The organism is Limnohabitans radicicola, assembly GCF_014837235.1.
Lineage (GTDB): Bacteria > Pseudomonadota > Gammaproteobacteria > Burkholderiales > Burkholderiaceae_C > Limnohabitans_A > Limnohabitans_A radicicola.
Genome location: NZ_JACYFT010000002.1, coordinates 124,321 through 150,310 on the forward strand (window position 1 = coordinate 124,321; position 25,990 = coordinate 150,310).

Annotated in this window: 29 protein-coding genes; 17 read left to right on the forward strand and 12 right to left on the reverse strand. The window is 61.1% G+C overall.

All coding sequences use genetic code 11. The features are described from left to right. Nucleotides 1–156: 156 nt before the first annotated feature. Nucleotides 157–1,068 carry a LysR substrate-binding domain-containing protein gene (locus IC609_RS08340; protein WP_191819054.1) on the reverse strand — a complete coding sequence of 304 codons (912 nt, stop codon included), beginning with the start codon at nucleotides 1,066–1,068 and terminating at the stop codon, nucleotides 157–159. Nucleotides 1,069–1,235: 167 nt separating this feature from the next. Here IC609_RS08340 and IC609_RS08345 point away from each other — a divergent pair, with 167 nt between their 5' ends. From IC609_RS08345 to IC609_RS08415, 15 genes are all read left to right on the forward strand, one after another. Further along, nucleotides 1,236–2,264 carry an amidohydrolase family protein gene (locus IC609_RS08345; protein ID WP_191819829.1) on the forward strand — a complete coding sequence of 343 codons (1,029 nt, stop codon included), beginning with the start codon at nucleotides 1,236–1,238 and terminating at the stop codon, nucleotides 2,262–2,264. Between the two features lie 29 nt (nucleotides 2,265–2,293). Beyond that, nucleotides 2,294–2,977 carry a 4-carboxy-4-hydroxy-2-oxoadipate aldolase/oxaloacetate decarboxylase gene (gene ligK / locus IC609_RS08350; protein ID WP_191819055.1) on the forward strand — a complete coding sequence of 228 codons (684 nt, stop codon included), beginning with the start codon at nucleotides 2,294–2,296 and terminating at the stop codon, nucleotides 2,975–2,977. A gap of 10 nt (nucleotides 2,978–2,987) precedes the next feature. Then, nucleotides 2,988–3,920: an amidohydrolase family protein gene (locus tag IC609_RS08355; RefSeq protein ID WP_269902670.1), complete on the forward strand. Its 933-nt coding sequence runs from the start codon at nucleotides 2,988–2,990 to the stop codon at nucleotides 3,918–3,920. Between the two features lies 1 nt (nucleotide 3,921). Then, entirely contained in the window at nucleotides 3,922–4,359 is a 438-nt protein-coding gene (gene ligA / locus IC609_RS08360) for a protocatechuate 4,5-dioxygenase subunit alpha (RefSeq protein ID WP_191819056.1), read from the forward strand. 2 nt (nucleotides 4,360–4,361) lie between these two features. Beyond that, a complete protein-coding gene (locus IC609_RS08365; RefSeq protein ID WP_191819057.1) occupies nucleotides 4,362–5,240 on the forward strand; it encodes a class III extradiol dioxygenase subunit beta in 879 nt (292 codons plus the stop codon). A gap of 12 nt (nucleotides 5,241–5,252) precedes the next feature. Then, nucleotides 5,253–6,203 carry a Gfo/Idh/MocA family oxidoreductase gene (locus IC609_RS08370; protein WP_191819058.1) on the forward strand — a complete coding sequence of 317 codons (951 nt, stop codon included), beginning with the start codon at nucleotides 5,253–5,255 and terminating at the stop codon, nucleotides 6,201–6,203. A gap of 99 nt (nucleotides 6,204–6,302) precedes the next feature. Beyond that, nucleotides 6,303–7,133 carry a shikimate dehydrogenase gene (gene aroE / locus IC609_RS08375; RefSeq protein ID WP_191819059.1) on the forward strand — a complete coding sequence of 277 codons (831 nt, stop codon included), beginning with the start codon at nucleotides 6,303–6,305 and terminating at the stop codon, nucleotides 7,131–7,133. Nucleotides 7,134–7,359: 226 nt separating this feature from the next. Continuing rightward, nucleotides 7,360–7,962, forward strand: coding sequence for a TetR/AcrR family transcriptional regulator (locus tag IC609_RS08380; RefSeq protein ID WP_333473667.1), 603 nt, complete (start codon nucleotides 7,360–7,362; stop codon nucleotides 7,960–7,962). 97 nt (nucleotides 7,963–8,059) lie between these two features. Continuing rightward, nucleotides 8,060–8,599, forward strand: coding sequence for a TRAP transporter small permease (locus IC609_RS08385; RefSeq protein WP_191819061.1), 540 nt, complete (start codon nucleotides 8,060–8,062; stop codon nucleotides 8,597–8,599). A 21-nt stretch (nucleotides 8,600–8,620) separates the two neighbouring features. Then, a complete protein-coding gene (locus IC609_RS08390; protein ID WP_191819062.1) occupies nucleotides 8,621–9,898 on the forward strand; it encodes a TRAP transporter large permease subunit in 1,278 nt (425 codons plus the stop codon). Nucleotides 9,899–9,977: 79 nt separating this feature from the next. Further along, nucleotides 9,978–11,012: a TRAP transporter substrate-binding protein gene (locus tag IC609_RS08395; RefSeq protein ID WP_191819063.1), complete on the forward strand. Its 1,035-nt coding sequence runs from the start codon at nucleotides 9,978–9,980 to the stop codon at nucleotides 11,010–11,012. A gap of 98 nt (nucleotides 11,013–11,110) precedes the next feature. Beyond that, nucleotides 11,111–11,944: a shikimate dehydrogenase family protein gene (locus tag IC609_RS08400; RefSeq protein ID WP_191819064.1), complete on the forward strand. Its 834-nt coding sequence runs from the start codon at nucleotides 11,111–11,113 to the stop codon at nucleotides 11,942–11,944. Nucleotides 11,945–11,978: 34 nt separating this feature from the next. Further along, nucleotides 11,979–12,860, forward strand: a complete 882-nt coding sequence (locus IC609_RS08405) for a 4-hydroxyphenylpyruvate dioxygenase (RefSeq protein ID WP_191819065.1) — start codon at nucleotides 11,979–11,981, stop codon at nucleotides 12,858–12,860. An 8-nt stretch (nucleotides 12,861–12,868) separates the two neighbouring features. Next, nucleotides 12,869–13,747 (forward strand): sugar phosphate isomerase/epimerase family protein, encoded by an 879-nt coding sequence (locus IC609_RS08410; protein WP_191819066.1) that lies wholly within the window; start codon nucleotides 12,869–12,871, stop codon nucleotides 13,745–13,747. A gap of 135 nt (nucleotides 13,748–13,882) precedes the next feature. Continuing rightward, complete coding sequence (locus IC609_RS08415) at nucleotides 13,883–14,836, forward strand: hypothetical protein (RefSeq protein WP_191819067.1); 954 nt, start codon at nucleotides 13,883–13,885, stop codon at nucleotides 14,834–14,836. Nucleotides 14,837–14,843: 7 nt separating this feature from the next. Here the strand turns inward: IC609_RS08415 and IC609_RS08420 are convergent, their stop codons facing one another. From IC609_RS08420 to IC609_RS08460, 9 genes are read right to left on the reverse strand one after another with little or no spacing between them, the layout of a single operon-like run. After that, nucleotides 14,844–15,800 carry a type II secretion system F family protein gene (locus IC609_RS08420; RefSeq protein WP_191819068.1) on the reverse strand — a complete coding sequence of 319 codons (957 nt, stop codon included), beginning with the start codon at nucleotides 15,798–15,800 and terminating at the stop codon, nucleotides 14,844–14,846. Nucleotides 15,801–15,813: 13 nt separating this feature from the next. Continuing rightward, a complete protein-coding gene (locus IC609_RS08425) occupies nucleotides 15,814–16,785 on the reverse strand; it encodes a type II secretion system F family protein (RefSeq protein WP_191819069.1) in 972 nt (323 codons plus the stop codon). Next, complete coding sequence (locus IC609_RS08430; RefSeq protein ID WP_333473694.1) at nucleotides 16,782–18,113, reverse strand: CpaF family protein; 1,332 nt, start codon at nucleotides 18,111–18,113, stop codon at nucleotides 16,782–16,784. Before IC609_RS08430 ends, IC609_RS08425 begins: the two co-directional genes overlap by 4 nt. Before the next feature lie 16 nt (nucleotides 18,114–18,129). Further along, nucleotides 18,130–19,389 (reverse strand): AAA family ATPase, encoded by a 1,260-nt coding sequence (locus IC609_RS08435; protein ID WP_191819070.1) that lies wholly within the window; start codon nucleotides 19,387–19,389, stop codon nucleotides 18,130–18,132. An 8-nt stretch (nucleotides 19,390–19,397) separates the two neighbouring features. Beyond that, nucleotides 19,398–19,700, reverse strand: a complete 303-nt coding sequence (locus IC609_RS08440) for a hypothetical protein (protein ID WP_191819071.1) — start codon at nucleotides 19,698–19,700, stop codon at nucleotides 19,398–19,400. Beyond that, nucleotides 19,697–21,115, reverse strand: coding sequence for a type II and III secretion system protein family protein (locus IC609_RS08445; protein WP_191819072.1), 1,419 nt, complete (start codon nucleotides 21,113–21,115; stop codon nucleotides 19,697–19,699). The genes IC609_RS08440 and IC609_RS08445 overlap by 4 nt, the downstream gene beginning before the upstream one ends. Nucleotides 21,116–21,159: 44 nt before the next feature. Continuing rightward, a complete protein-coding gene (gene cpaB, locus IC609_RS08450) occupies nucleotides 21,160–22,011 on the reverse strand; it encodes a Flp pilus assembly protein CpaB (RefSeq protein ID WP_225224094.1) in 852 nt (283 codons plus the stop codon). Nucleotides 22,012–22,038: 27 nt separating this feature from the next. Beyond that, the gene (locus IC609_RS08455) at nucleotides 22,039–22,575 is read right to left on the reverse strand and encodes an A24 family peptidase (RefSeq protein WP_191819073.1); all 537 of its coding nucleotides are present in this window, start codon (nucleotides 22,573–22,575) and stop codon (nucleotides 22,039–22,041) included. A gap of 28 nt (nucleotides 22,576–22,603) precedes the next feature. Then, nucleotides 22,604–22,783, reverse strand: coding sequence for a Flp family type IVb pilin (locus IC609_RS08460; RefSeq protein WP_225224095.1), 180 nt, complete (start codon nucleotides 22,781–22,783; stop codon nucleotides 22,604–22,606). 297 nt (nucleotides 22,784–23,080) lie between these two features. Here IC609_RS08460 and IC609_RS16230 point away from each other — a divergent pair, with 297 nt between their 5' ends. Both IC609_RS16230 and IC609_RS08470 read left to right on the forward strand, forming a co-directional pair. Next, complete coding sequence (locus IC609_RS16230; RefSeq protein ID WP_191819074.1) at nucleotides 23,081–23,524, forward strand: TadE/TadG family type IV pilus assembly protein; 444 nt, start codon at nucleotides 23,081–23,083, stop codon at nucleotides 23,522–23,524. Nucleotides 23,525–23,528: 4 nt separating this feature from the next. Continuing rightward, a complete protein-coding gene (locus IC609_RS08470; RefSeq protein WP_191819075.1) occupies nucleotides 23,529–24,563 on the forward strand; it encodes a TadG family pilus assembly protein in 1,035 nt (344 codons plus the stop codon). A gap of 51 nt (nucleotides 24,564–24,614) precedes the next feature. Here the strand turns inward: IC609_RS08470 and IC609_RS08475 are convergent, their stop codons facing one another. Both IC609_RS08475 and IC609_RS08480 read right to left on the reverse strand, forming a co-directional pair. Then, nucleotides 24,615–25,694, reverse strand: a complete 1,080-nt coding sequence (locus tag IC609_RS08475; protein WP_225224096.1) for a hypothetical protein — start codon at nucleotides 25,692–25,694, stop codon at nucleotides 24,615–24,617. Then, the gene (locus IC609_RS08480) at nucleotides 25,691–25,975 is read right to left on the reverse strand and encodes a hypothetical protein (RefSeq protein WP_191819076.1); all 285 of its coding nucleotides are present in this window, start codon (nucleotides 25,973–25,975) and stop codon (nucleotides 25,691–25,693) included. Before IC609_RS08480 ends, IC609_RS08475 begins: the two co-directional genes overlap by 4 nt. Nucleotides 25,976–25,990 lie beyond the last annotated feature (15 nt).

The following is a 25,990-nucleotide window of genomic DNA, read 5'->3' on the forward strand; positions in this document are numbered from 1 at the left end:
GGCATAGATACGTAGGATCGGCCGCAGCCATGAATAATTGAGCTATTTCTCAGAAAATGGGGCAGTGGACTGGCGCTGTTGCTGCTGGTTTGCCGTCCATTCACGGAGAGTTGGCTTGTTGCGGCTGCATTTTATCCCTGCGTGGGCGCTTGTCCCTCAAGCCGGGGAATGCCAGGCCAGGGCTGTTTGCCGCAGCAATTCCAGTGTGGCCTGTTGCGTCAAGGTGCTCGGCCGCAAGGAACTGATAGCCGTGGTCAGCGCAATGCGCAGGGGAGGCTTGCTGATGGCACGCACGGTATAGGCCGATGGCCGTACCGAGCGCATCACGGCATTGTGGGACAGGATCGCGTGACCAGCGCCATCGGCCACCAGGTCCAGAATGGCACTCACACCATCGATTTCAAGGGCGATCTGCGGACGGCAGCCAATGGCCGCCATTTCGGACTCGACATGCATGCGGATGGCATTGGGTCGACTCGGAATCACCAGGGGCAAGGCAGCCACTTCTTGCAGGGTGATGGGTGCAGGCGGAGGATCTTCCTGCAGTCCCGGTGGACGTGGCTGGACCAGCAACAGCTCCTCTTCGAGGAGGTCTTGCAGTTCAATGCCCGGCAGCTGGCTGGGGTTGTAGAGCACGGCGATGTCCAGTCGGCCATTGAGCAGGTTTTCTTGCATGGCCGTTGACAGCCCTTCACTGATGGACAGTTGGGCTTCAGGCAGTTTCTGACGAAAGGCACGCGTGAGAGGCACCGTCAACACGCGAGCCAGGCTGGGCGGCAGGCCCAGAGCCACCCGCCCGGACAGGCCGCGGCGCACCCGTCCCAGTTCTTCTCGGGCGCGCTCGACCTGGTGCAGGATGCCGCGGCCATGTTCGAGCAGCAGTTGCCCAGCGTCGGTGGGGCTGGCCCCCCGGCCATTGCGCACCAGCAGGTTTTGCCGCAGCTCGACTTCGAGCAAGCGCACCTGGCGACTGAGTGCGGGCTGGGCGATTCCCAGCACCTGGGCCGCACGGGTAAAACTGCCCATTTCGGCCACGCGTACAAAGTATTCAAGCTGTCTGAGGTCCATGCTGATGCGGCTCCGATGGCTTGATTTTGTCATATCCAGGTATTGGTTATGCGAATTTGTTCTAGCTGGTAGATGCGCGGAGGCCTTTGTGGGGGCAGGGTGTGCCTGCACAATTGCCCACAGAAATTCGGTCCAACAAGGAAACAGACATGAGCCAAACCCAGCCCTTGATCATTGATGTGCACGGTCACTACACCACCGCTCCCAAGGCGCTGGAAGATTGGCGCAACCGCCAGATCGCTGGCATCAAGGACCCCGCGTCCATGCCCAAAGTGTCCGAGCTGAAGATCAGCGACGACGAACTGCGCGAGACCATCGAGACCAACCAGCTGGCCAAGATGAAAGAGCGCGGCTCGGACATCACCATCTTCAGTCCCCGGGCCAGCTTCATGGCCCACCACATTGGCGACTTCAATGTGTCGTCCACCTGGGCGGCGATCTGCAACGAGCTGTGCTACCGCGTGAGCCAGCTTTTCCCCGACAACTTTGTGCCTGCGGCCATGCTGCCCCAGTCACCCGGCGTGGACCCCGCCACCTGCATTCCCGAACTGGTCAAGTGCGTCGAGCAATACGGCAACGTCGGCATCAACCTCAACCCTGATCCGTCGGGGGGGCACTGGACTTCGCCGCCCTTGTCGGACAAGGCCTGGTACCCGATTTACGAAAAGATGGTCGAGTACGACATCCCCGCGATGATCCACGTGAGCACCAGCTGCAACAGCTGTTTTCACACCACCGGCGCGCACTACCTGAACGCCGACACCACCGCCTTCATGCAGTGCCTGACCAGCGATCTGTTCAAGGACTTCCCGACGCTCAAGTTCCTGATCCCTCACGGCGGCGGCGCGGTGCCTTACCACTGGGGCCGCTTCCGGGGTCTGGCACAGGAGCTGAAAAAGCCTTTGTTGTCCGAGCACCTGCTGAACAACATCTTCTTTGACACCTGCGTGTACCACCAGCCAGGCATTGACCTGCTGACCAAGGTCATCCCGGTCAAGAACATCCTGTTTGCTTCGGAAATGATTGGTGCGGTGCGTGGCATCGACCCCGAAACCGGCCACTACTACGACGACACCAAGCGCTATGTGCAAGCCACGGCCAACCTGAACGACCAAGAGCGTTACATGGTTTACGAAGGCAATGCCCGTCGCGTGTTCAAGCGCCTGGACGACCGGCTCAAAGCCAAAGGCCAGTGAGCCAATTTCTAGAAATTCAGGAGAAAACCATGTACGAACTCGGCGTTGTTTACCGCAACATCACCCGCGCGGACCGCGCAGCCGCTGACGGCCTGGCCGCTTTGGGTTCGGCCACCGTGCACGAAGCCATGGGCCGCGTCGGCCTCATGAAGCCTTACATGCGCCCCATCTATGCAGGCGCGCAGGTGTCCGGCACCGCGGTGACGGTGTTGCTGCACCCCGGCGACAACTGGATGATGCATGTGGCGGCAGAGCAGATTCAGCCCGGCGACATCGTGGTCGCGGCCATCACGGCCGAATGCACCGATGGCTATTTTGGTGACCTGCTGGCCACGTCCTTCATGGCCCGTGGTGCCCGCGCCCTGATCATCGACGCCGGTGTGCGCGATGTGAAAGAGCTGACCAAAATGGGTTTCCCGGTCTGGAGCAAAGCCATCAGCAGCAAGGGCACGATCAAGGCCACGGTGGGCTCGGTGAACATCCCCGTGGTGTGCGCGGGCATGATCGTCCACCCTGGCGACGTGATCGTGGCCGATGACGATGGTGTGGTCTGTGTGCCCAAGGCGCTGGCCGCCAAGACGCTCGAAGCCGCCCAGGCCCGTGAGGCCAACGAAGGCGCCAAGCGCGAGAAATTGGCGCAAGGCGTTCTGGGCCTGGACATGTACAAGATGCGCGAGCCCCTGGCCGCTGCGGGCCTGAAATACATCGATTGAGGCAAACACCATGACCAAACCCACATCCGGTGATTTCACCAAAACCACGGGCTGGATGGACTGGTACACCGGCCCCAGCCAACCCACCTTCCAACTGCCCGCTGGCGCAGTGGACGCGCACTGCCACGTGTTTGGCCCGGGCGCTGAGTTCCCCTATGCGCCCGAGCGCAAGTACACGCCCTGTGATGCCAGCAAGCACCAGCTCTACGCCCTGCGCGATCACCTCGGTTTTGCGCGCAATGTGGTGGTGCAAGCCACCTGCCACGGTGCGGACAACCGCGCCATGGTCGATGCCTTGGTCAACTCTGGCGGCAAAGCGCGTGGTGTGGCCACCGTCAAGCGCAGCGTGACGGACGAAGAAATCCAGGCCATGCACGACGCCGGTGTGCGCGGTGTGCGCTTCAACTTCGTCAAACGCCTGGTGGACTTCACGCCCAAAGACGAGTTGATGGAGATTGCCAGCCGCATCGCCAAGTGGGGTTGGCATGTGGTCATCTACTTTGAAGCGGTGGACCTGCCCGAGCTGTGGGATTTCTTCACCGCACTGCCCACCACCGTGGTGGTGGACCACATGGGTCGCCCTGATGTGTCGCTGCCCGTGGATGGCCCGCAGTTTGCGCTGTTCCAGAAGTTCATGCGCGAGCACCCCAATGTCTGGAGCAAGGTGTCTTGCCCCGAGCGTTTGTCCGTCACTGGCCCCAAGGCCTTGAACGGCGAGCAAAACGCTTACCAGGACGTGATCCCGTTTGCCAAGCGCATCGTGCAAGAGTTTCCCGACCGCGTGCTGTGGGGCACCGACTGGCCGCACCCCAACCTGAAGGACCACATGCCCGATGACGGCCTGCTGGTGGACTTCATCCCGCACATCGCACCGACGGCAGAGCTGCAAAGGAAGCTGCTGGTGGACAATCCGATGCGCCTGTATTGGCCCGAGGAACTCTGACATGGCACTGGACAAACCCTACACCGACGTGCCCGGCACGATCATTTTTGATGCCGAGCAATCGCGCAAAGGCTACTGGCTCAACCAGTTCTGCATGTCGCTGATGAAGGCCGAGAACCGCGAGAAGTTCAAGGCCAACGAGCGCGCCTACCTGGACGGGTGGGCCATGACCGAAGAGCAAAAGCAGGCCGTGCTGGCGCGCGACCTGAACTGGTGCATGCGCACCGGCGGCAACATCTACTTCCTGGCCAAGATCGGCGCGACCGACGGCAAGAGCTTCCAGCAGATGGCCGGCTCCATGACTGGCATGACCGAAGACGAATACCGCGCCATGATGATGAAAGGCGGCCGCTCGGTTGAAGGCAACCGCTACATCGGCGAAAACGGCGACGCGCAAGCGCAGAACCAGCCTCAGGGCGCAGCAGGAAAAAAGGCATAAGCATGGCCAAGATCACCGCATCCGTCTACACCTCGCATGTCCCCGCCATCGGCGCGGCCATGGACCTGGGCAAGACCCAAGAAGACTACTGGAAGCCGCTGTTTGCGGGCTACGACTTCTCCAAGCAATGGATGAAGGACAACAAACCTGATGTGATCTTTCTGGTTTACAACGACCACGCCACGGCTTTCAGCCTGGACATGATCCCGACTTTTGCGATTGGCACGGCGGCCCAGTACCAGCCGGCCGACGAAGGCTGGGGCCCGCGCCCGGTACCTGTGGTGAAGGGCCACCCGGAGTTGGCCTCGCACATTGCGCAGAGCGTGATCCAGCAGGACTTTGACCTGACCATCGTCAACAAGATGGACGTGGACCACGGCCTGACCGTGCCGCTCAGCCTGATGTGTGGCGAGCTGGACCCCCAGAAAGACGCCTGGCCCTGCCCGGTGATCCCGTTTGCCGTGAACGTGGTGCAGTACCCTGTGCCCAGCGGTCAGCGCTGCTTCAACCTCGGGCAGGCCATCCGCAAGGCGGTCGAGAGCTATGACGAAGACCTGAACGTGCACATCTGGGGCACCGGTGGCATGAGCCACCAGCTGCAGGGCGCGCGCGCGGGCCTGATCAACCGCGAGTGGGACAACGCCTGGCTGGACAAGCTGATCAACGACCCGGTGGCGTGTGCCCAGACACCGCACATCGACTATGTGCGCGAAGCCGGCAGCGAAGGCATCGAGCTGGTCATGTGGCTGATCGCCCGTGGTGCCATGTCCGATGTGAACGACGGCAAAGTGACGGGCAAGGCTCCGAAACTCGCGCACCGCTTCTACCATGTGCCTGCCAGCAACACCGCTGTCGGCCACGCCATTCTTGAGAACACCTGAAAAGGAAACACCATGACCATCAAAGTCGCACTCGCCGGTGCCGGTGCCTTCGGCATCAAGCACCTGGACGGCATCAAGAACATCGCCGATGTCGAAGTCGTCTCCCTCATCAGCCGAGACCTGGACAAGACCCGTGAAGTCGCCGACAAGTACGGCATCCAGCATGTGACCACCGATCTGGCCGACAGCCTGGCCATCAAGGAAGTGGACGCTGTGATCCTGTGCACGCCGACGCAGATGCACGCCGCACAGACCAAGGCCTGTCTGGAGGCGGGCAAGCATGTGCAGGTCGAAATCCCGCTGTGCGACGTGCTGAAGGAAGGCGAAGAAGTCCTGGCTCTGCAAAAGCAGACGGGTCTCGTGGCCATGTGCGGCCACACCCGCCGCTTCAACCCCAGCCACCAGTGGGTGCACAAGAAGATCAGCGCCGGTGAATTCAACATCCAGCAGATGGATGTGCAGACCTACTTCTTCCGCCGCACCAACATGAACGCTTTGGGCCAGCCGCGCAGCTGGACCGACCACCTGCTGTGGCACCACGCCGCCCACACGGTGGACCTGTTCGCCTACCAGGCGGGCAGCCCCATCGTCAAAGCCAACGCCATCCAGGGCCCGATCCACCCGACGCTGGGCATCGCCATGGACATGAGCATCCAGCTGCAAGCGGCCAACGACGCCATCTGCACGCTTTCCCTGTCGTTCAACAACGACGGCCCGCTGGGCACCTTCTTCCGCTACATCGGTGACACCGGCACCTACATCGCGCGTTACGACGACCTGTTCACCGGCAAGGACGAGCAGATCGACGTGTCCAAGGTCGATGTGTCGATGAACGGCATCGAGCTGCAGGACCGCGAATTCTTTGCGGCCATCCGCGAAGGCCGTGAGCCCAATTCCAGTTTGGCACAGGTGCTGCCTTGCTACCAGGTGCTGCACCAGCTGGAGCAGCAGTTGAACGGCTGATGGCAGCACCTGCGCGGTAAACTCTGCGCAAGTCATTTGGACGGGCTCGGCCTGTCCCATCTGGGGGCTTCGGCCCCCAAGTTGTTTTCAGAGTTCGCCATGACAGACCGCTATGCCGTGATCGGCAACCCCATTGAGCAGAGCAAGTCCCCGCTGATCCACATGGCGTTCGCCCAGGTGACCGGGCAGGACATCGAATACTCCAAGGTGCTGGGTCCTCTGGGGGGCTTTGCCCCAACCGTGGACGCTTTCCGCGCTGCAGGCGGCAAGGGCATGAATGTGACGGCCCCTTTCAAGCTGGACGCTTTTGCCTATGCCACCGATCTGGCCCCGAGTGCCCGCATGGCGGGGGCCGTGAACGCCATGAAGTTCGAAGGTGACCGTGTGTACGCCGAGAATTTTGATGGCGTGGGTCTGGTGCGCGATGTGGTCCACAACCTGGACTTTGCACTGCGCGGAAAACGGGTGCTGATCCTCGGGGCAGGGGGGGCGACGCGCGGGGCATTGCTGCCCCTGCTGGCGCAGGCCCCTGCCGAAGTCGTGGTTGCCAACCGGACCGTGAGCAAAGCCCAGGAGCTGGCTGCACTGGCGCTGGCGCATCAGGGCGGCACTGTGCCGGTTCACGGGCTGGGCTACGAGGACGTGACCGGCGCGTTCGATGTGGTGCTCAATGCCACGTCGTCCAGCCTCACGGCCCAAATGCCGCCCTTGTCCGCAACGGCATTTGCACCGGGTTGTCTGGCGTATGACCTCACCTACGGCAAAGGACTGACCCCTTTCCTGCACTTGGCCCGGCAGGCCGGGGTGGCCCATCTGGCCGATGGGGTGGGCATGCTGGCGGAGCAGGCCGCGGAGGCGTTTGCATGGTGGCGTGGCGTGCGCCCCGACACCCGGTCCGTGATTGCGCAAATCACCGTGCCCTTGGTCTGAGCGCCACGCCGCGCCTACTGGGTGCGCACCGTGATCATGCGTCCGCGGTTCGGGATCCCGGCGGTCTCGGTGAACCCTTGTCTGCTGTCAAGGCAATGTCGCCCTACGGCCTGCAAACCCACCTATACTTGTGCGGATGAACCAAACGGTACATTCCGCACCATCGCCTGCGGTCCCGGCTGAAACGTCCCGGGAGGCCGGGCGCACCAACGATCCTGCACGGACCATGGCCGAGATCCTGGAAGTGGCGACGCACGAGTTCGCGGACAAAGGTCTGTCAGGTGCCCGCATCGACGCCATTGCGGCGGCCACCCGCACCAGCAAGCGGATGATCTATTACTACTTCGGCAGCAAGGACGGCCTGTACCTGGCGGTGCTCGAAGAGGCCTACCGCCGCATGCGCAGCATCGAGGCCGAACTGCACCTGGACGATCTGGCGCCGCTGGTTGCCTTGCGAAAACTGGTCGAGTTCACCTATGACCACCACCGCGACAACGAGGATTTCATCCGGCTGGTGATGAGCGAGAACATCCACCGCGCCGAGTACCTGCGCCAGAGCAAGGGCATTCGGCAGCTCAACATCCAGGCGATCGACTCGATCCGGCACCTGTACGACAGGGGTGTGGCGCAGGGGGTGTTCCGACCTGGGCTCGATCCGGTGGACATCCATGCTGCCATTTCGGCGCTCACGGTGTTCAATGTCTCCAACCGCTACACCTTCGGCATGATCTTTGACCGCGATGACCGGCAAACCCAGGCCAAAACCCTGCAACGCGAGCATGTGGTTCAGCTGCTGCTGCGCTTTGTGGGTTATGCCGAAACCAAATAACAGCTAGGCGATGGTGTTGGTTTTGAATAAGGGTTAGCCCTGATCTGCGAAAACTAACCAGTTCGTACATTAGTGCCTGAACAAAAGGAGAAACGCCATGCTCAACACACTGATCAATGGCTATTGCAAGTGGCTCAGCTGGTTGATTGCCGCCAGCCTGGCCGTGATGGTGGTGCTGGTTTTCGGCAACGTGATCATGCGGTACGGCTTCAATTCCGGCATCACGGTGTCCGAGGAACTGTCGCGCTGGCTGTTCGTGTGGATGACCTTCCTGGGGGCCATCGTGGCCATGAAAGAAGGGGCCCACCTGGGCTCGGACACCCTGGTCTCGCGCATGCCGCTGGCGATCAAGAAAGTGTTTTTTGTGGCGGGCCACGGACTCATGCTGTTTGTTTGCTGGCTGCTGTTCAGGGGGGCCTGGGAGCAGGCGCTCATCAACCTGGAAACTACCAGTGCCGTGATGGAGACTTCCATGGCCATCTTCTACGCCTGTGGCGTGGTGACGGCGGTCTCCATCGCGCTGATCCTGGTGCACAACCTCTGGCGCATGCTGACCGGTCAGCTGTCCGAAGCCGAACTCATTGGCGTGCGTGAATCGGAAGAAGAGCCGATCGACGTGCCCGCGCCCCTCAAATAACAACCCAACAGGACTTTCACCATGACGATCGCCGTCTTCCTCGGAGCCCTGCTTGGGGCCATGGCCTTGGGCATTCCCATCGCTTTTTCTTTGCTGCTGTGCGGTGCCGCCCTGATGTGGCACATGGACATGTTCGATGCGCAGATCCTGGCGCAAAACGTGATCGAGGGCTCCAACAGCTTTCCGCTGCTGGCTGTGCCCTTCTTCATGCTGGCCGGCGAGATCATGAACACTGGCGGCCTGTCGCGCCGCATTGTTGACTTTGCGATGGCGCTGGTCGGCCACATCCGCGGTGGCCTGGGCTACGTGACGATTTTGGCCGCCTGCCTGCTGTCGGCCCTGTCGGGCTCGGCGGTGGCCGATGCCGCTGCACTGACCTCGCTGCTCTTGCCCATGATGGTCAAGGCCGGCCACGACAAGGCGCGCAGCGGTGGCCTGATCGCCGCCTGCGGTGTGATCGGCCCGATCATCCCGCCGTCGATCGGTTTCGTGATCTTCGGTGTGGCCGCCAACGTGTCGATCTCCAAACTGTTTCTGGCCGGCATCATGCCCGGTGTGGTGCTGGGCGCTGGCCTGTGGATCACCTGGTGGTGGCTGACCCGCAAGGAACAACTGTCGCCTCCACCCAAGCAGCCCCTGAGCGAGGTGATGGCCGCATTGCGCCGCGCGACCTGGGCGCTGATGCTGCCGGTCATCATTCTGGTGGGCTTGCGCATGGGCGTGTTCACGCCGACCGAGGCCGCCGTGGTGGCCGCGGTGTATGCCTTGTTTGTGGCCACCGTGATCTACCGCGAACTGAGCTTCAAGCAGTTGTGTGACGTGTTTGTGGCTTCGGCCAAAACAACTTCCGTGGTCATGTTCCTGGTGGCGGCGGCCATGGTCTCGGCCTGGATGATCACTGTGGCCAATCTGCCCGATCAGGTCATCAGCCTGCTGCAGCCGCTGCTGGACAGCCCCACCCTCTTGATGCTGGCCATCATGGTCCTGTGCATGATCGTGGGCACGGCGATGGACATGACCCCCACCATTCTGATCCTGACCCCGGTGCTGATGCCCCTGATCAAGGCGGCGGGCATCGACCCGGTTTACTTCGGTGTGCTGTTCATCATCAACAACTCGATTGGCCTGGTCACCCCGCCGGTGGGCACGGTGCTCAACGTGGTGGCCGGTGTGGGCCGCATGCGCATGGACGATGTCACCCGTGGTGTGATGCCCTTCATGGCGGTACAGTTCGTGGTCATGTTCCTGATGGTGCTGTTCCCCAGCATCGTTATGGTGCCTGCGCATTGGTTCTATTGATTTCTTCGCTGCCATCCGTCCGGGTACGCCGTGTGGCAGCGGTTTTGGTTCGCGTACGTCCTTCATTTCGGAGACAAGCATGAAACGCATCTTCATCAAGACCCTGATCGCTTCCGTGGCCCTGACAGCCGCTGGCGTGTCGCTGGCACAGGACAGCAAGACCATCAAGTTCGCCAACCAGAATGCGGCCGGTCATCCGATCGTGCTGGGCATGGAAAAGTTCAAGGAAATCGTCGAGAAGCAGTCCGGCGGCAAGATCAAGGTCAACGTGTTCCCGGGCGGCACCCTGGGCAGCGACCAGGCCAATGTGTCGGCCATCCAGGGCGGCACGCTGGAAATGGCTTCCATGAACTCGGGCATCTTTGCCAACCAGGTCAAGGAATTTGCGATCTTCGACTTCCCCTTCATGTTCGGCAGCGCCAAGGAAGCCGACGCAGTGGTGGATGGCCCGATTGGCAAGAAACTGCACGCCAAGCTGGAAGACAAGGGCATCGTGGGTCTGGGCTATTACGAACTTGGTTTCCGCCACATCTCCAACAGCAAGCGTCCGATCCAAAAGGTGGAAGACCTGGAAGGCCTGAAACTGCGCGTGATTCCCAACCCGATCAACGTGGACTGGGTCAAGGCCCTGGGTGCCAACCCCACACCGCTGCCATTCCCTGAGCTGTACGCTGCGCTGGAGCAGAAAGCCGTTGATGGCCAGGAAAATCCGGTGGCCACCATCAACGGTGCCAAGCTGTATGAAGTGCAGAAGAACCTGGTCCTCACCGGTCACCAGTACAACCCGCAGTCCGTGATCATCAGCAAGAAATTCTGGGAAAAACTCTCGGCTGCCGAGAAGAAGATCGTGGGCGACGCCGTCTCCGAGTCGGCCAAGTACCAGCGTGAGCAGTCCCGCAAGCTCGAAGCCAGCCTCCTGGATAACCTGAAAAAGAACGGCATGCAGGTGACCCAGCTGTCCGAAGCCGAAATGGCCAAGATGCGCGACAAGATGCGTCCCGTGACCGCCAAGTACGGCGTGACCGTGGGTCAGGACATGGTCAAGGAAGTCCAGGCCGAAATCGAAAAAGCCCGCAACGCCGCGGCCGCACCGGCCAAGAAATCCGGCAAGTGATGCGCACCATGGCGGGCCCATGCCTGCCATGGCCAAGCTTTCATGGCGCGGCAGTGAGCACTGCCGCGCCCCTGTTTCCCTTTTTTTGAACGCCAGCCATGATCAACGGCAACACCGACCTCATTGCCCACATCGGCTACCCGACCCACACCTTCAAGTCGCCGATGATCTACAACCCGTACTTTGACGAGGCGGGCATCAACGCGGTGGTGGTGCCCATGGGCTGCAAGGCGGAGAACTACCCCGCCTTTTTGAAGTCGGTCTTCACGCTGGAAAATATCCGGGGCGCACTGATCACCATGCCGCACAAGGTCACCACCGTGGGCCTGCTCGACGACGTCACCGCCACGGTGCGCGTGGCCGGGGCCTGCAATGCCGTCAAGAAACTGGCCGACGGTCGCCTGGTGGGCGACATGTTCGACGGTGCCGGTTTTGTGCGTGGCGTGCAGCGCAAGGGGTTTGACCTTGCGGGCAAGCGGGTGCTGGTGGTGGGCACCGGGGGCGTGGGCTGCGCGATTGCCGCCTCGCTGGCGGGCGCGGGCATCGCTGCGATCAGCCTGTTCGATGTGAACACCGCCAGCTGCCAGGCGCTGGCCCAGCGCCTCCAAGCCCATTACCCGCAGATCGATGTGCGCACCGGCTCCAACGACCCTGCAGACCATGACCTGGTGGTCAACGCCACCCCCATGGGCATGAACGAAGGCGACCCGCTGCCCATGGATGTGTCCCGCTTGTCTGCTGACACCTTTGTGGGCGAGGTGGTGATGAAGTCCGAAACCACCGCCTTTCTGGCTGCGGCGCAGGCGCGCGGCTGTCGCACCCAGGTGGGCACCGACATGCTCTATGAGCAGATTCCAGCTTATCTGGAGTATTTCGGCTTGCCGACCACCACGGCCGATGTGCTGCGCCGTGTGGCCCAACTGAGCTATTGAACCGGCGCCTGGCGTGCCTGACTGGAGCGTGGACATGACACTGAACAAAGTTGACCGTGAAGCTGTACCGGAAATGCCCAACCGCCTGGGCATTGCCGGCATCGAATTCATCGAGTACGCCACCAGCCGCCCGCAGGCTCTGGGGCAGGTGCTCGAAAACATGGGCTTTCGCCCGGTGGCCCGTCACCGCTCGCGCGAGGTGACGCTGTACCGCCAGGGCACGATGAACCTGGTGGTCAACGCGAACCCGGACGATGCGCGCGTGAGCGGCACGGTGGACGGTCAGCCGGTCATTTCGGCTGTGGCGTTCCGCGTGCAGGACGCGCTCAAGGCGTACAACCGATGCATGGAGCTGGGGGCCTGGACCGTGGGCAGCCACGCGCAGGCCATGGAGTTGCACATTCCCGCCATCCATGGCCCTGGCAGCAGCCGGTTTTACTTTGTGGACCGTTGGCAAGAGTTTTCGATCTACGACATCGATTTCAAGCCGATCCCCACGGTGGATCCCAACCCGCCTGCACTGGCCGGCATGAGTTACTTTGGTGTGGTGCAGTACATCGGCGCAGCCCGCAGCGCCGACTGGCAGACGTATTACGAGCACATGTTCGACTTCAGCAGCATCCCGGACGACGAGCGTTTCGGTATCCTGCCCAAAGGCAAGCTGATGAAAAGCCCTTGCGGCACCTTCCTCTGGCAATTGATCGAACCCGATGTCTGGATGGACAGCGACGACAGTCCCGAATGCCTGCAGCGCATCGGCTTTGGCGTGGCGAATGTGGCCGAGGCCGTGGCGACACTCAAGGCCCGTGGCGTGGAGTTTGTCGAGTCGAGTCAGTTGCACCCCGAGGACCGTGGTGCGCTGACGCGCCATGCTCTGGGCTCTGTCGCTTTTGAACTTGTCCACCAGTCAAAATGAAAGCCGTTATGAACTTGCTCGACGGCTACGGCATGGACACCATCACCATGGCTGGTACGCTGGAAGCCAAACTGGCCGCCATGAAGGGGGCCGGTTTTTCTCAGGTGATGCTGATGGCCCGCGATCTGGTCACACACCCCGGTGGCGTGGACGCCGCCGTGCAGGCCGTGCGTGCGAGTGGTATGCGTCCCACGGGTTTCCAGGTGCTGCGCGACTTTGAGGGCTTGTCCGGCCACCTGCACAGCTACAAGCTCGACATCGCCAAGGCCATGCTCGAGATGTGTGCTGCCACGGGCAGCAAAGTCTTGCTGGCGTGTTCGTCCACCTCGCGTCACGCCACACAAGACCTGGACCAGATCGCTGCAGACCTGAAAAAACTCGCCATGCTGGCCGTGCCCTTGGGCATCAAGGTGGCCTACGAGGCTTTGTCCTGGGGGCGGACGGTCAATGAATTTCCCACCAGCTGGGATGTGGTGTGCCGGGCCGACTGTCCGAATCTGGGCATCGGCATCGACTCGTTCCACATCTTTGCGGCCAAGACGCCGCTGGACGCGATTGAAGAGCTGGATCCGTCCAAGATTTTTCTGGTGCAACTGTCGGACTTCATGTGGCAGGAAACCCCCACCTTTGAGGAACGCATGACCACCGCCCGCACTTTCCGCGTGTTCCCGGGCGAGGGCGTGCACAGCGAGCAGCTGGCTGATCTGGTGCTGCGCCTGGACCGCATTGGTTACCGGGGGGACTACAGCTTCGAAGTCTTCAATGACGATTACCAGCAGCTGCCACTGGCCACGGTGGCCGAGCGCGCCCGCAAGAGCGCGACCTGGTTGCATCAGGACGTCTTGCACAAGTCGGCGCCGCTGCCTGCCTGGACGCGTGCACACTGAGGCAGGTCTGCCGCTGCGGGCTCAAGAAGCCTGGCTTGATGCCGATGTCTTTCATCAAAGGTGCGTTTGCGCCTTGAAAGACAGGGTGTGATGCTGGGTTTCAATCAAGTTCACGGGTGGGTTGCCCTCGGGCTCATGGCGGCCAGTTCGGCGCAGGCCGGGCAATACCAATTGATGTTGGGAACGGCGCAATCCATTCCCATCGCGGTGACCGTGCGCAACAACGAAACGCAGTGCCATCTGCAGCTTCAGGTGGCGGACCAGCCGCCGCAAGAGCGGGTACTCAAGGCGCCCCATTACGAAACCCGCTTGGTGATCCGCCCTGAACAGGCCGGCCCCGTGCCTGTGCGCTGGATCGGGGTATCCCGGCGCGTGGGCTCGGAGGTGATCAACGCCTGTCCGACCGAAGGGCAGACAGAGCTGATGGCCTCAGTCAGCAATGAACGCATTCTGTCCGACTGGAATGCCTTGTTTGCGAAGCTGGGTCCCTCCCTGTCGGCTTGCGTTCGGACGGCACTCGAATTGCAGCAGGTTCGCTACAGCTGGTTTGACCTTCGGGCCCCTCAAAGCAGTGGGGAAGACGCCAAAATCAACGCGTCACTGCAGGAGTGCGAGTCATTTGTGACCCGCGCCACCGCATGGGGGGGCAAAGATCCGATGCGCCATCCGTGCGTGTTGGCATCCGGCCTGAAAACCCAATGTGAAGGCTACTATGCCGAGCCAGGCAAGTCAGGTCAGGTGATCACCCAGCAGCAGGCGATCGCAAGGCAGCTGCAAGGGCTGGCCTGGACGACAGGTGTGCGCGAGCAGCCGCAAGTCAAGGCCCAGCGGCTCAAGCGAGAGCTTGCAGAACAGCTGCGCCTGGAAGCTCAGGCTGCGGCCAAGCTGGAAGCCGAAGCCAGACAGCAGCGCGAAGAAGAAGCCCGCCGTGTCGCCGAAGCCAAGGCGCAGGAAGAACAGGCCGAGGCTGAAAAAGCACGCGAGGCCGAACAAAAAGAAAAAGAAGAAAAAGAGCGCCTGGAAAAACGCAGCTGGTTTGCCAAAACTTACGACGGACTCAAGGAAAAAGCAGGGCTGGGTGGTAAATGAGCCTGCTTTAGCCGCCCACACCCTGAAAATGCTGCTGAAAGCTGATGACCACCGGCCCCAGCAGCACGGTCAGCAGCGATGGAAATATGCAGAAAATCAGGGGAATCAACAGCTTGACCGGCAGCTTGGCGGCAGCCTCTTCGGCCATGAGTCGACGCTGGGTGCGCAGGGTTTGCGAATACAACACCAAAGCATCCGAGATGCTGGAGCCGAACCGATCGGCCTGAATGAGCACCGCCACCAGGGATTCGATGCTTTGCAGACCGATGCGGTCCGACAGGTGCTGCAGGGCCGCTGCGCGTGAGAGCCCTGCGCGCAATTCCAGACTGGTCAATGCAAATTCACCGGAAATCCCGCCATGGCTGAGCTGCATGTCGCGGCCCACCCGTTCTATGGCCGCGTCCAGACCCAGCCCGGCCTGTACACACACCCGCAGCAAATCCAGGGCATCTGGCAAACCACGAAACAGGCGGGCCTGGCGGCGTGAAATTTGCCATTGCAGCAGCACGTCGGGCAGGTAGTAACCTGTGGCGCAGGCTAAGAGCAAGAAGGCCAAGCGGGACAGCCCGGCCGGGGCGGAGGCTGACACCGCCCACCAGAAACCATAAGCCACAGCTGGAAGCAGCAGGCACAAGGCGGTTTTTAAGCCATAAAAAACGATGGGCGCTTGTGGCTGACGGATGCCGGCGTGGACCAAACGCTGGCGCAACAGATGGGGTGCCGGGTTGTGGCTTGCGCTGCTGACTTCCGGCGGGGTGGCCCAGTCACTGAGCCAGTGCAGCAGCGCACCCAGCCGTGGCTGCACCTGATGCCACCATGCGCTCATGCGCGAGCCAGACGGTTTGGCCAACAGCTGCAGACGGCGATCGCCGGCATCGGGCACCCAGCGTTGCAGCATCCAGTAGCTTGTGCTGACCACGGTCATGAAGATGCACAGTGCGAGCACGATGTTCAGCCAGTTCATAGGGGAGATCCGTTCATATGCGAATGTCGATCAATCGCCACATCCAGACGATGCCTGCGAACATCAGCAACAGACTGACATGCAGCATCTGGAGCCCTTGGGGCGTGCGCCACAGTGCGGACATGAATTCGGGGTTGACCAGGTTGAGCAAGCCCGCCAGCGCAAAAGGCAACAGCGACAGGATCCACGCCGATATCCGCCCTTCACCTGAAAGCACCCGGATCACCCCGCGAATTTTTTGACGCTCGCGTACCAAGCTGGCGGTGTTCTTCAAGACGTCGGCCAGGTTGCCTCCTGTTTCGTGCTGGACCAGCACGGAGATGACGAAAAAACGGACATCGTCGCTGTCGACGCGCTGTGCCAGTCCGGACATGGCTTGGCGAAGATCCAGACCGAAATGGATTTCGTCGAACACTGTGTGCAGCTGGGTCGACAGGGGTGGCTTGGCGTCGTCGGCTGCCATCAGCAGCGCACTGGTGAACGCATGTCCAGCCTGCATGGAGCGCGCAATCAGGTCCAGCACATCGGGCAATTGGGTCTCCATCCGCTGGATCTGCTGGTGCCGTCGGTGCATCAAAAACCACAAAGGTCCGACCATGCTCATGACCATGAGTCCCAGGCTCCAGGCTTTGCCCAGTCCGAGCAGCAGGCCCAATGCCCCCGATCCGAGCAACAGCACAAAGGCCATGATGAGACTTTGGCCGGGCTCGAGCGGCAGACCTGTTTGCTGCAGCCAGCGCGCCCAGGCCATGGCGCCTGGCAGCCCCTGCCAGGTTTGGCCCAGCCAGGTCGCTGGACTGCGTGGCATCGAGCTGTCGGCAGGCGCCGATGGCGTGGCACCGTGCGGCGACAAGGACTGCCAGCGGCGAGTGAGGATCTTGTGCTGTTGGCCCCAGCTGCGGCGCCAAAGACTGGAGAGCCCCCACAGGAAAAAGACAACAGCCAGAATGGCCGTGCCTGCAAACGCCCAGAGGGAATGGCTCATGCCATGCCCCTGGGGGAGGCGGGTGAAAACAGATCCTCACGCAAATGGATGCCGCGGGATATGAGGCGCTGCATGAATTTGGGTCTGATGCCGGTGGCCGAAAAATGACCTTCGACCGCGCCTTCACTGTTCAATCCTGTCTGTTTGAATTGGAAGATTTCCTGCATGGTGACGACTTCGCCTTCCATGCCGGTGATTTCCTGCAGACTGGTGATCTTGCGTTTGCCGTCCGACAGGCGTGACACCTGGATCACGACAGACAGCGCAGCGCTGATTTGCTGGCGCATGGAGCGGGGATCGACCCGCAGACCAGCCATGCCCAACATGTGTTCCAGGCGGGTGATGGCGTCTCGCGCAGAGTTGGCATGGATGGTGGTCATTGAGCCATCGTGTCCGGTGTTCATGGCCTGCAGCATGTCCAGCACTTCCGCACCACGCACTTCTCCCAGGATGATCCGGTCCGGGCGCATCCGCAAGCTGTTGATGAGCAGGGCCCGCTGGGAGATTTCACCCTTGCCCTCGATGTTTTGGGGCCGCGACTCCATGCGCACCACATGGGGTTGCTGCAGTTGCAGCTCCGCCGCATCTTCGATGGTGATGATCCGTTCATCGGTCGGGATGCTGGAGGACATGACATTGAGCAAGGTGGTTTTGCCACTGCCTGTACCGCCTGAAACCAGCAAATTGACACGTGCCCTGACCAGACCCTGGATCAGGTCTGCGATTTCAGGGCTGAGCGCCTCGAATTTCAGCAGATCACGCATGCCCAGTGGCGTGGCAGAGAAGCGCCGAATCGACAAGAGCGGGCCGTCAATGGCCAGGGGCGGGATGACGGCATTGACGCGCGAGCCATCGGGCAAGCGTGCATCGACCATGGGGCTCATTTCGTCGATGCGTCGGCCCACACGCGAGACGATCCTGTCGATCACGCGCAGCAGGTGCTGGTCATTGTCAAACCGAATGGGGGTGGCTTCGATTTTTCCGCGCCGCTCCACATACACCTGGCGAGGGCCGTTCACCAGGATATCTGACACGCTGGCATCGGACAGCAAGGGCTCGATGGGTCCCAGGCCCAGGATCTCGTCCTGTATGCCTTGCGTGATCTGCCGTCTTTCCTGCTCGTTGAGTGCCAGCCTGTGTTCGTCCATCAAGGTCTGGCTGAGGTTTTGCAGCTGAGCACGCAACACGGGAACGGGAACCGAGTCCAGCCGCCGCAGGTCCAGCTGCGCCAGGACATCGCGGTGGATCCGGGATCGGATTTGCTCAAAGCGTGTCGTGGCCTGCGGTCTGGCGCTCTCTTCGTCGCCGGTCTGGACGACAGGCGCCACGGTCACTTCGAATGGTTCAGGGCTGGCGAGTTTCAAGTGGTGCTCCTGGCATGCTGAGAGTGAATCCACGTTTGCCCGATGAGCGGCCCAGCCAGCGTGACAGCCAGCCCGCCTGGCTGGGGACAGGCACTTGGAGAAGATCGCTTGCCAACTGGCGCAGGGCCATGGTGACGGGGTTGTGGGGATGGCGCTGGCCCAAGGCTTGTCCCAGTGCGATGCACTCGTTGACCGCTTCGGTTTGTGTGGGGATCTGGTGCCTGATCGGCATGCCCAGTGCAGCCTCCACGGTCTGGGTGTTCATGGGGGCTTCGGTGGTGCATTTGTTCACGATCAGCCGAACCCGGGTGCTGTCGCAGCCATGGGTCTGCATGAACTGCAGGCAGCGTTGAGCGTCGCGCACGGCGGCCATCGTGTTGTCCATGACGATATAGATCACATCTGCCATGGTCAGTGCCGCCATGCAGCGGGTGTCCATGCTCCGTGGTAGGTCCATCACAACCAGGGGGTGTTCGGCGCAGGCCAGAGAGAGTGCGCTGTCGATGTGGTGAGCCTGCAGCAGGGTGGAGGCTGCCATATCGGGCGGGGCACTCAGCAATTGCAGTCCCGGTGCAACGGTGGACATGCAGCTGGCCAGCAGCAAGGGGTCCAGTCTTTCGGCGGGGGTGGCCAGGTCTGCGATGGTGTTGGGATGCGTGGCCTGGCCCAGGTAAAAAGACGCATCGCCGTAGAGCAGATCCATGTCGATGAAAGCACATGGGCGGTCAAACTCGGTGGCCAGCATGTGGGACAGGCTGGTGGCCAGGACCGTGGAACCCGCCCCACCTTTGCATGCCATGAAGGCGATGAGCTTTCCTCGGGGTCGTGCGCTCCAAGGGTTGCTGCGTGACGCGTCCTTGTGCGGTTCTGTCCATCTTTTCAAGGTGGACTGCAGTGTGGCGTCATCGGGCGGGCAGGGGATGACTTCACGAACCCCTGCACGCATCGCCGACAGCAGCTGCTCCTTGTGGGCATCGTGGCTCATCAGGACCACGTTCAGACCTGGGCGGTGTGCTGTCAGGCTGGCCAGGGATTCCCATGGCGTGCCCTGCGATGTCCCATCGGTTTCGAGCAGCAGCAGGCCATCTTCCAGTGGCGCCAGCAATGAGGTCAGCGACTGCTGGGGGTCGCGGCATATGGCCGTGCCGATGTGCCCATGGGGGGCAGCGGCAGGCATCCGGATTTGCTGCAGCAGCGTGTTCAGCAGTTGGGGGGCGCAGGTGATCAGGTGGATGACCATGGGGGACCTCAGCGCGGCGAGCCGGTGTTGGCGGTGCCCAAACCCTGGTCAAGGCTGCTGATCGGGCTGGGGGGCGTGACATAGGTTTTTTCGTAGCGCACGATGCCCGATCGGACAATGCCTGCGTCAGTGCCGGGTGTCATGGCCACGGGCGGATGCATGCTGGGGGCCAGTGTTTGGGCACGCTGGGCTTTTTGCACGGCCAGGCCAAAATCGCGGTCGATTGCTGTGGGGGTGTTGCAGGCGCTCAGGTTGCACACCAGCAGCGCCGGCAGGAACGTGCATCGCAGTGCATGGGCAGAAAATGTCATGGCTGTACTCCTGCAGGAACGGGCGAAAGCGCTGGGGTGCTGTGGGACGTGTCGGCGGCGGCACCTTCCATCTGACCTTGCAGAAAAAACTCGGCCCGGCTGGGTGTTTTGAAGCTGTCGGTGGGCAGGTTGTAAGGGGCTGCTGACGGTCTGGCCAGTCTGGGCGTGACCACAAACAGCAACTCCGACTGGTCGGTCTGGAAGGCGGTGCTGCGAAACAGGGCACCCAGGACCGGGATCTCGCCGAGCAGGGGCAAAGCGGTGATGGTCTGGGTCACATTGTTTTTGATCAGCCCACCGATGGCAAAACTCTCCCCATCGCGCAGCTGGATCGTGGTCGAGGCGCGACGCGTGTTGATGGACGGCAGCAGGCTGGTTTGCCCATTGAGTCCTTTGATCAGCGTGCCCATTTGTGACAGCTCCGAGACTTCGGGCGTGACCTGCAGGTTGATGTAGCCATCTTCGAGCACGGTGGGCAGGAAGCGCAGGCCGACGCCAAACTCTTTTTCCACCAGGGTGATGACCGTTCCGCCCGCTGGGTCTGCGCGAGGCACGGGGATGAAGATTTTCCCGCCAGCCAGAAAGGAGCCTTCCTGACCGCTGATGGCGGTGATGGTCGGCTCGGCCAGCACCTTGGCCAACCCTTTTTTCATCTCGGCATTCAGGGTGACGGTGGTGGCTCCGTTGGGGCGACTGAGGGTCAGGGTGCTGCTGCCTGTGGACAGCAGTTGTGACAGCAGATTCACCGAGGTGCCGCCCACGGCCCGCGTGATGTTGGTTTCGACCCCCAGTTGGTCGAGCAGCGATTTGGAAATTTCAGCGACCTTGACCTCCAACATCACTTGCTGTGTACCGCTCACGCGCATCATGTTGATGACTTGGTTGCTGCCATGGAAGGCCTCGCTCAAGGCCATGATCCGCTTGACTTTCATGCCATCACTGACCAGGCCACTGATCACCACTTTGTCGGCGAGGGTGTCCACCTTGATTGGCGGATCGATCGGAACGAGTTCCTGCAGTTTGGTCTGCAGCGCGTCGATGTCCATGCCGACATGCACGTCGCGCAAGGTAGCTTGGCCGCTGGGGCTCCACACCAGCATGTTGGTGGTGCCGCTTTTCTTGCCCAGCAGGTAAAGCTCGCGGGCGCTGATCAGGGTCACATCGGCCACCTCGGGGTTGCCGATCGAAATGCGCTGGGCATGCGTTGGCAAGCTCAGCAGCAGTGATTTGCCGAGGGTCAAGTGCACGGGCGGCGCTCTGTCCACGGGTTTGTTGGGCAGGCTGTCCTTGGGAGGCGTCGTGCTGGCCGACTTGTCGGCACCGACGGCTGTCGCTTGTGCTGTGGGCAACAGGCAGAAGAGGCCGGCCAGAGAAACGGTAAAAAGCACTGCGCGGGCTCGGATGGGGAAATGCATGGGCAAGGTCTTTCGGACAAGGCGTGTCGGTATGGGGTGCTGATTCATTCGGCTGTCCTGCTCAGGCCTCGGATGACCTCGGTCTGCGCCACAGGCATGAACGTCCCTTGTGCCGTCGAAAGGGCAGTTTTCCGTGTGGCTGTGGTTGCGCGGCCGAACTTTGCCGTGGTCTGCTGATTGGACGGGCTGCCCAGTTCCCCGCGCAACGGGCCTGGCAGCAGGTCGGTCTTTCGGGCACCCTCGGTGCTCACGCTGTCGGTGTCGACCTGGCTGCGCAGCACCAGTGACAAGGTGCCAACGCTGCGTGCCAGATCAATTTTTTCAGCTTGCCCGGGCGTGACTTCGAGCGTCACGGCGTTCACCACACGGGGTTTGTTCTCGCTGTTGGCCACATCCTGGGCGACAGCCAGCACTTTGATGCGTTCGATCACGATTTTGGAGACCGGGTTGTCCTGCTCATCCGGTGTGTTGACCATCAGGTCCACATAGTTGCCCGGCAGCGCGAAACCGGCCACGCCCATGATTTCGTTGACTTTGACAGTGACTGCCCGCTGGCCTTCACGCAACACCGATGACAGGCCGCCTGTTTCGCCGACCGCTGCCAGTTTGTTTTTCAGCAAGGGTTCGCCTCGCAGAATCTGCATGTTGATCACACGCTCAACCGCTTGCTCCAGTGTTGTCAATGGCGAATCGATGGGCGCGGCCTTGGGCCAGCGAATCGTCGTCAGCATGTCTGCCTGCAGTCGAGTGCCCATGGGCAAGTCACGTGTGGCCACGACCACCTGAAGGGTGTCTGTGGCCTCCTGATTTTGAAGCCAGTTTGCGGCAAAAGCCACGGCAGCCAGACCCAGAAGGCCTGAAACAGCGATCATCGCGATGGGGCGGGTATTTCTCATGCTCAATTGATTCCGTGGTCCATTCAGTCAAAAGGGATGCCAGGGCCAGGCCATCTGCCACCAAGCGCCTGCGGCGATGGCGAACGCATAGGGCAAGCGCTCTGGTGTGGGGATGAAGCGGGGCCATGGCATGGTGGACATGGATTGACCCAGCAAGCGCTGCCAGAACGAGTGCAGATTGGCCAATGCAGGAAGCAGTTGTGAGGTCCAGGCCCCCCATGCAAGCGCCAATACACCGCCTGCAAAAAGAATGCTCAAAGACACCATGAGGATGCTCGGATAGCCTGTGAAAAAGCCGATCGCAGACACCAGCTTGACGTCGCCTGCACCGAGCAATCGAAACATGTAAAAAACGCCGAATCCCAGCAGACCGACCATGCCGCCGATGCATGAAGAACCCACACCAATGCCCATGGGTGTCAGGGACAAACCCAGGCCGGTCAGTACACCAGCCAGAGTGAGGGTGTTTGGGATTTTTCGATGAACCGCATCCTGATACAGCGCAACCAAAAGCAGGATGCTCATGGTGATGAAACGCACCGTGTCGGGTGTGTTGTGCAGCATGGTCGGTCGTACTCGGCAGATCGGACGATCAGACGCCTGTCAGCGCCGTACCGATTTTGGTGAATACACCCACCAGGTCCGTCTTGACGGTGCCCAGCACAGTGACGATGCCGACCGAGAGGATGCCGGCGATCAGACCGTATTCGATGGCCGTGGCGCCTGATTCATCTTGGGTGAAGGCTTGGATGGATTTCAGAAAATGTTTCATGAGTGGAACTCCAGAAGAAGGTTGGATGGACTGAGCGCTTGCGTTGCCAAGACCGCACATCAGGGAGGTCTTGCTTCACAGTCGCTCAGCCACGGTGCACACATTGCATGGCATGCATCGCGATACCAATGTAGGACGGTCGGTCTGTGGGGTCGGTGCGTTGCGCCACGCAGGCTGGCGCTGGTGGATTGCACGCTGAACGTGCTGGCGTTCCAGCGCACTGAACTGTCAAAGACGCGCCACTACGCTGTCTGGCCAGGGACACAGCTGTGGCCCGCCATAGTTGGAAAGGTCGCCATGATTTGGTTTGACACATGTTTGCGTTGGCCTCCACGTGCCCATCACCAGAGGGGCGTCGCTGCAGTGGAGTTCGCCCTCGTGCTGCCTTTGCTGCTGGCCTTGGTCCTGGGGGTGGTGGATCTGGGGCTCGCGGTCTACACCCAGTCGGTGCTTTCCCATGCCAGCCGCGAGGGGGCGAGGGCCGGCGTGGTTCTGGCCTTGACGCGTCCCAGCAGCCAGGCCATTGCAGCGGTGGTGCAGACCGACTTGTCAAACAGTCTGGGGTCGGTGGACAAGTTCGGTACGCTGGCATTCACACCGCCTTCGCCTTGTGTGGATGCCAATGGTCAATTGACTGTGCAGATGAGTTACAGCTTCAAAGGCTTTGCCATTGGGGCCGTGGCTGCGGCTTTCAGCCAGCCGCTTGTGCTGACAGCCAAAACCACAATGGCTTGCGAGTAAGACCATGCGAAACAACCTGAATCCCCTGGTGCGGCAACGCGGTGCCGTGATCCTCTTGCTGGCTTTGCTCTTGCCGCTGTTCATCGGGGTGTCTGCCTATGCCATCGATGTGGCCTATTTTTTTCTGGTACGCCACCAATTGCAGAACGATGCTGACGCTGCGGCGCTGGCCGGGGCCCGCCACCTGTACGACGGGATGACCTCGACTCCAAGCTGGACCGTGGCCGAGCAAAAGGCCATGTCTGCAGTGACTTTCAACCGGGCCGCCGGAGCGCCTTTGCAAGATGCGACCGTCCGCTCAGGCTACTGGAACCTGTCGGAAGTTCATCCTGCGCTCAGAACGACAACGGCCCCACCTGCAGCCTACGAGGCCCCCGCGGTTGAGGTCAGCGTCTCCAGGGCAACGGGTGTCAATGGTGGTCCGGTGAGAACCATCTTTTTGAACTACTTTGGTATTTCAAATCAGACTGTGCAGGTCAGCGCAGTGGCCGGCGTGGCCAGCCCCGGGGCCACCCGGATCTTTCCGTTTGCAGTGGCCAACGCGCTGTTCCAGACCTACTGGAATGCCTCTTCCTTACCTGTCGGCCCCCGCATCGATCCAAAGACCGGCAAGCCCTATGTCTTCCAGCTCACAGGCGCTTCGGGCGGCTGGGTGGACCTGTCTGCAACGTCCAATTCGGCAGGGCTGGTCAATGATTGGCTGCTGGCCACAGAGCCGGTGTTGACCCGTGTCGGGCAGGAGGTCTGGCCGCAGCCCGGGGCCAAAGCCTCCAATTACAAGGATATGAGTGCATGCAGTGCGGCAGCCAAAAATCCAGCCAATCGTGCCTGTGAATACGTTTACATGCCGATCCTTGCGGACGTTCAGGCCAAGACGGCCGTGCCTGTTCTGGCTTTTGCCTGCATGCACGTACTGGATGCCGCCCAGGGGCAGCAGTACATCCTGGCCGAGATGAGCACCCAATGCCCGGTGATGCCGGGCCAAGGGCTGTCGGCTTTTTACTATGGCGCCAAATCGTCTCCGGCCTTGTTCAAATGAAGTGTGGGGGCAGTTTTCCGGCCCAGGATGCGGGCCGGCACCTGAGGGCTCTCAGGTGTCTGCGAACCCATTGAGGAGGCTGCGTGTACGCTGGTAGAACCCCAGTTCGTTGATGGTCAGGTATTCCGGGTGCGTTGCAAACTTCAGGTCGCTGGCCTGCAGTTGCAGAACGGCCCGCGCCGTATCGCCACGCTTGGCGGCCACATAGCCCAGGATGGTCCAGGGGTAGGGGTCGTAAACCTCTTGAGTCCACTGGGGCGCGTAGGTGTTCAGGAACTGGTAGGCCTGGGTGTAATAGCTCGACAGTTCGGGGACATTGAAGGCTTGCGGAAATATTTGGCATGTGGCACCAGGGTAGAACGTGCTGGTGTCGGCGCGTGCATCCTGATCACTCACGCGAAAACCACTTCGTGCGCTGTCCCAGAGGTAGATGATGATGCTTTGGGTGATGGTGGTGGCGATGTTGTTGTAGTAATTGGCATCGGCCGATTCACCGCGCTGGGCCAGTATGGCGGCGTAATCGCGCAGCCCTCGGTAGTCTTCGATGTTGTTCATCAGGTAGCCAAAATTCGACACGGGGCTGGTGCGCGGCAGCTGGAATACTCGGCAGAGCCCATTGGGCTTTTGCACGGTGGCAATGTTGGCGTAGATGATGTTCTTGAGCTGGGCCTTGTGCAGTTCCCACCAGGCCCAGTTGCTGCTGGCTTTGAGGTAACGGCTGACCAACGTCAACAGCGTGGCTGCATAAGAGTTGTCCGAATCGGATGGCACCAGCGTGATGTTCTGCAGGCTGAGGTCGTTGAAGTTCACGTCCTGGATCGTGTAATTGCTCTCCGTTCGGCTCAGGTACAGGTCCAGATAGGTCCGGATGTACGTGTCCAGCTCTGATGGCGTCAAATACTGCACGATCGATATCAGCCCCAGGTTGGTGAAATACCAATTGAGCCGTCCGTGGGGCGCGACGAGGTAGCCGTTGGCCAGGGGCCCGGTGGTGATGTGCAAGGCCTTGATCTGGGCCATGGCATCGATGGGCGGGGCGGTTGCAGGGGGGATGTGTGGTTTTCTCTTGGCCTCGGCCAAGTTTCCCAGGGCTGAACCAAGAAGTGCGATTTGAAAGTCTCGGCGTTTCATGAGGAGCCTCCTCGTGCGGTTGTTTGGGGTGGCAGTTGCATGTGACCTCCAGGGCCGGGCGCTTCGCACTGCCGATTCAGCCGGGTCAGTGCGTTGTGGATAAAGACGCGTGTGAGTTTGTTTTGCACGATCGCTTCGTGTTGTTTTCCGCATCGGTGAAGGCGACTGGCTTTTTCACTGGATGCACGTGCTTTTTTGAGATGAGCGTCGATGATGAAAAAATCATTGGGAATGTCCCAATGCGCCAGATCAATTTGACCGTGGGTCTTCAATGAACACATTTTTTTCTCCATCCG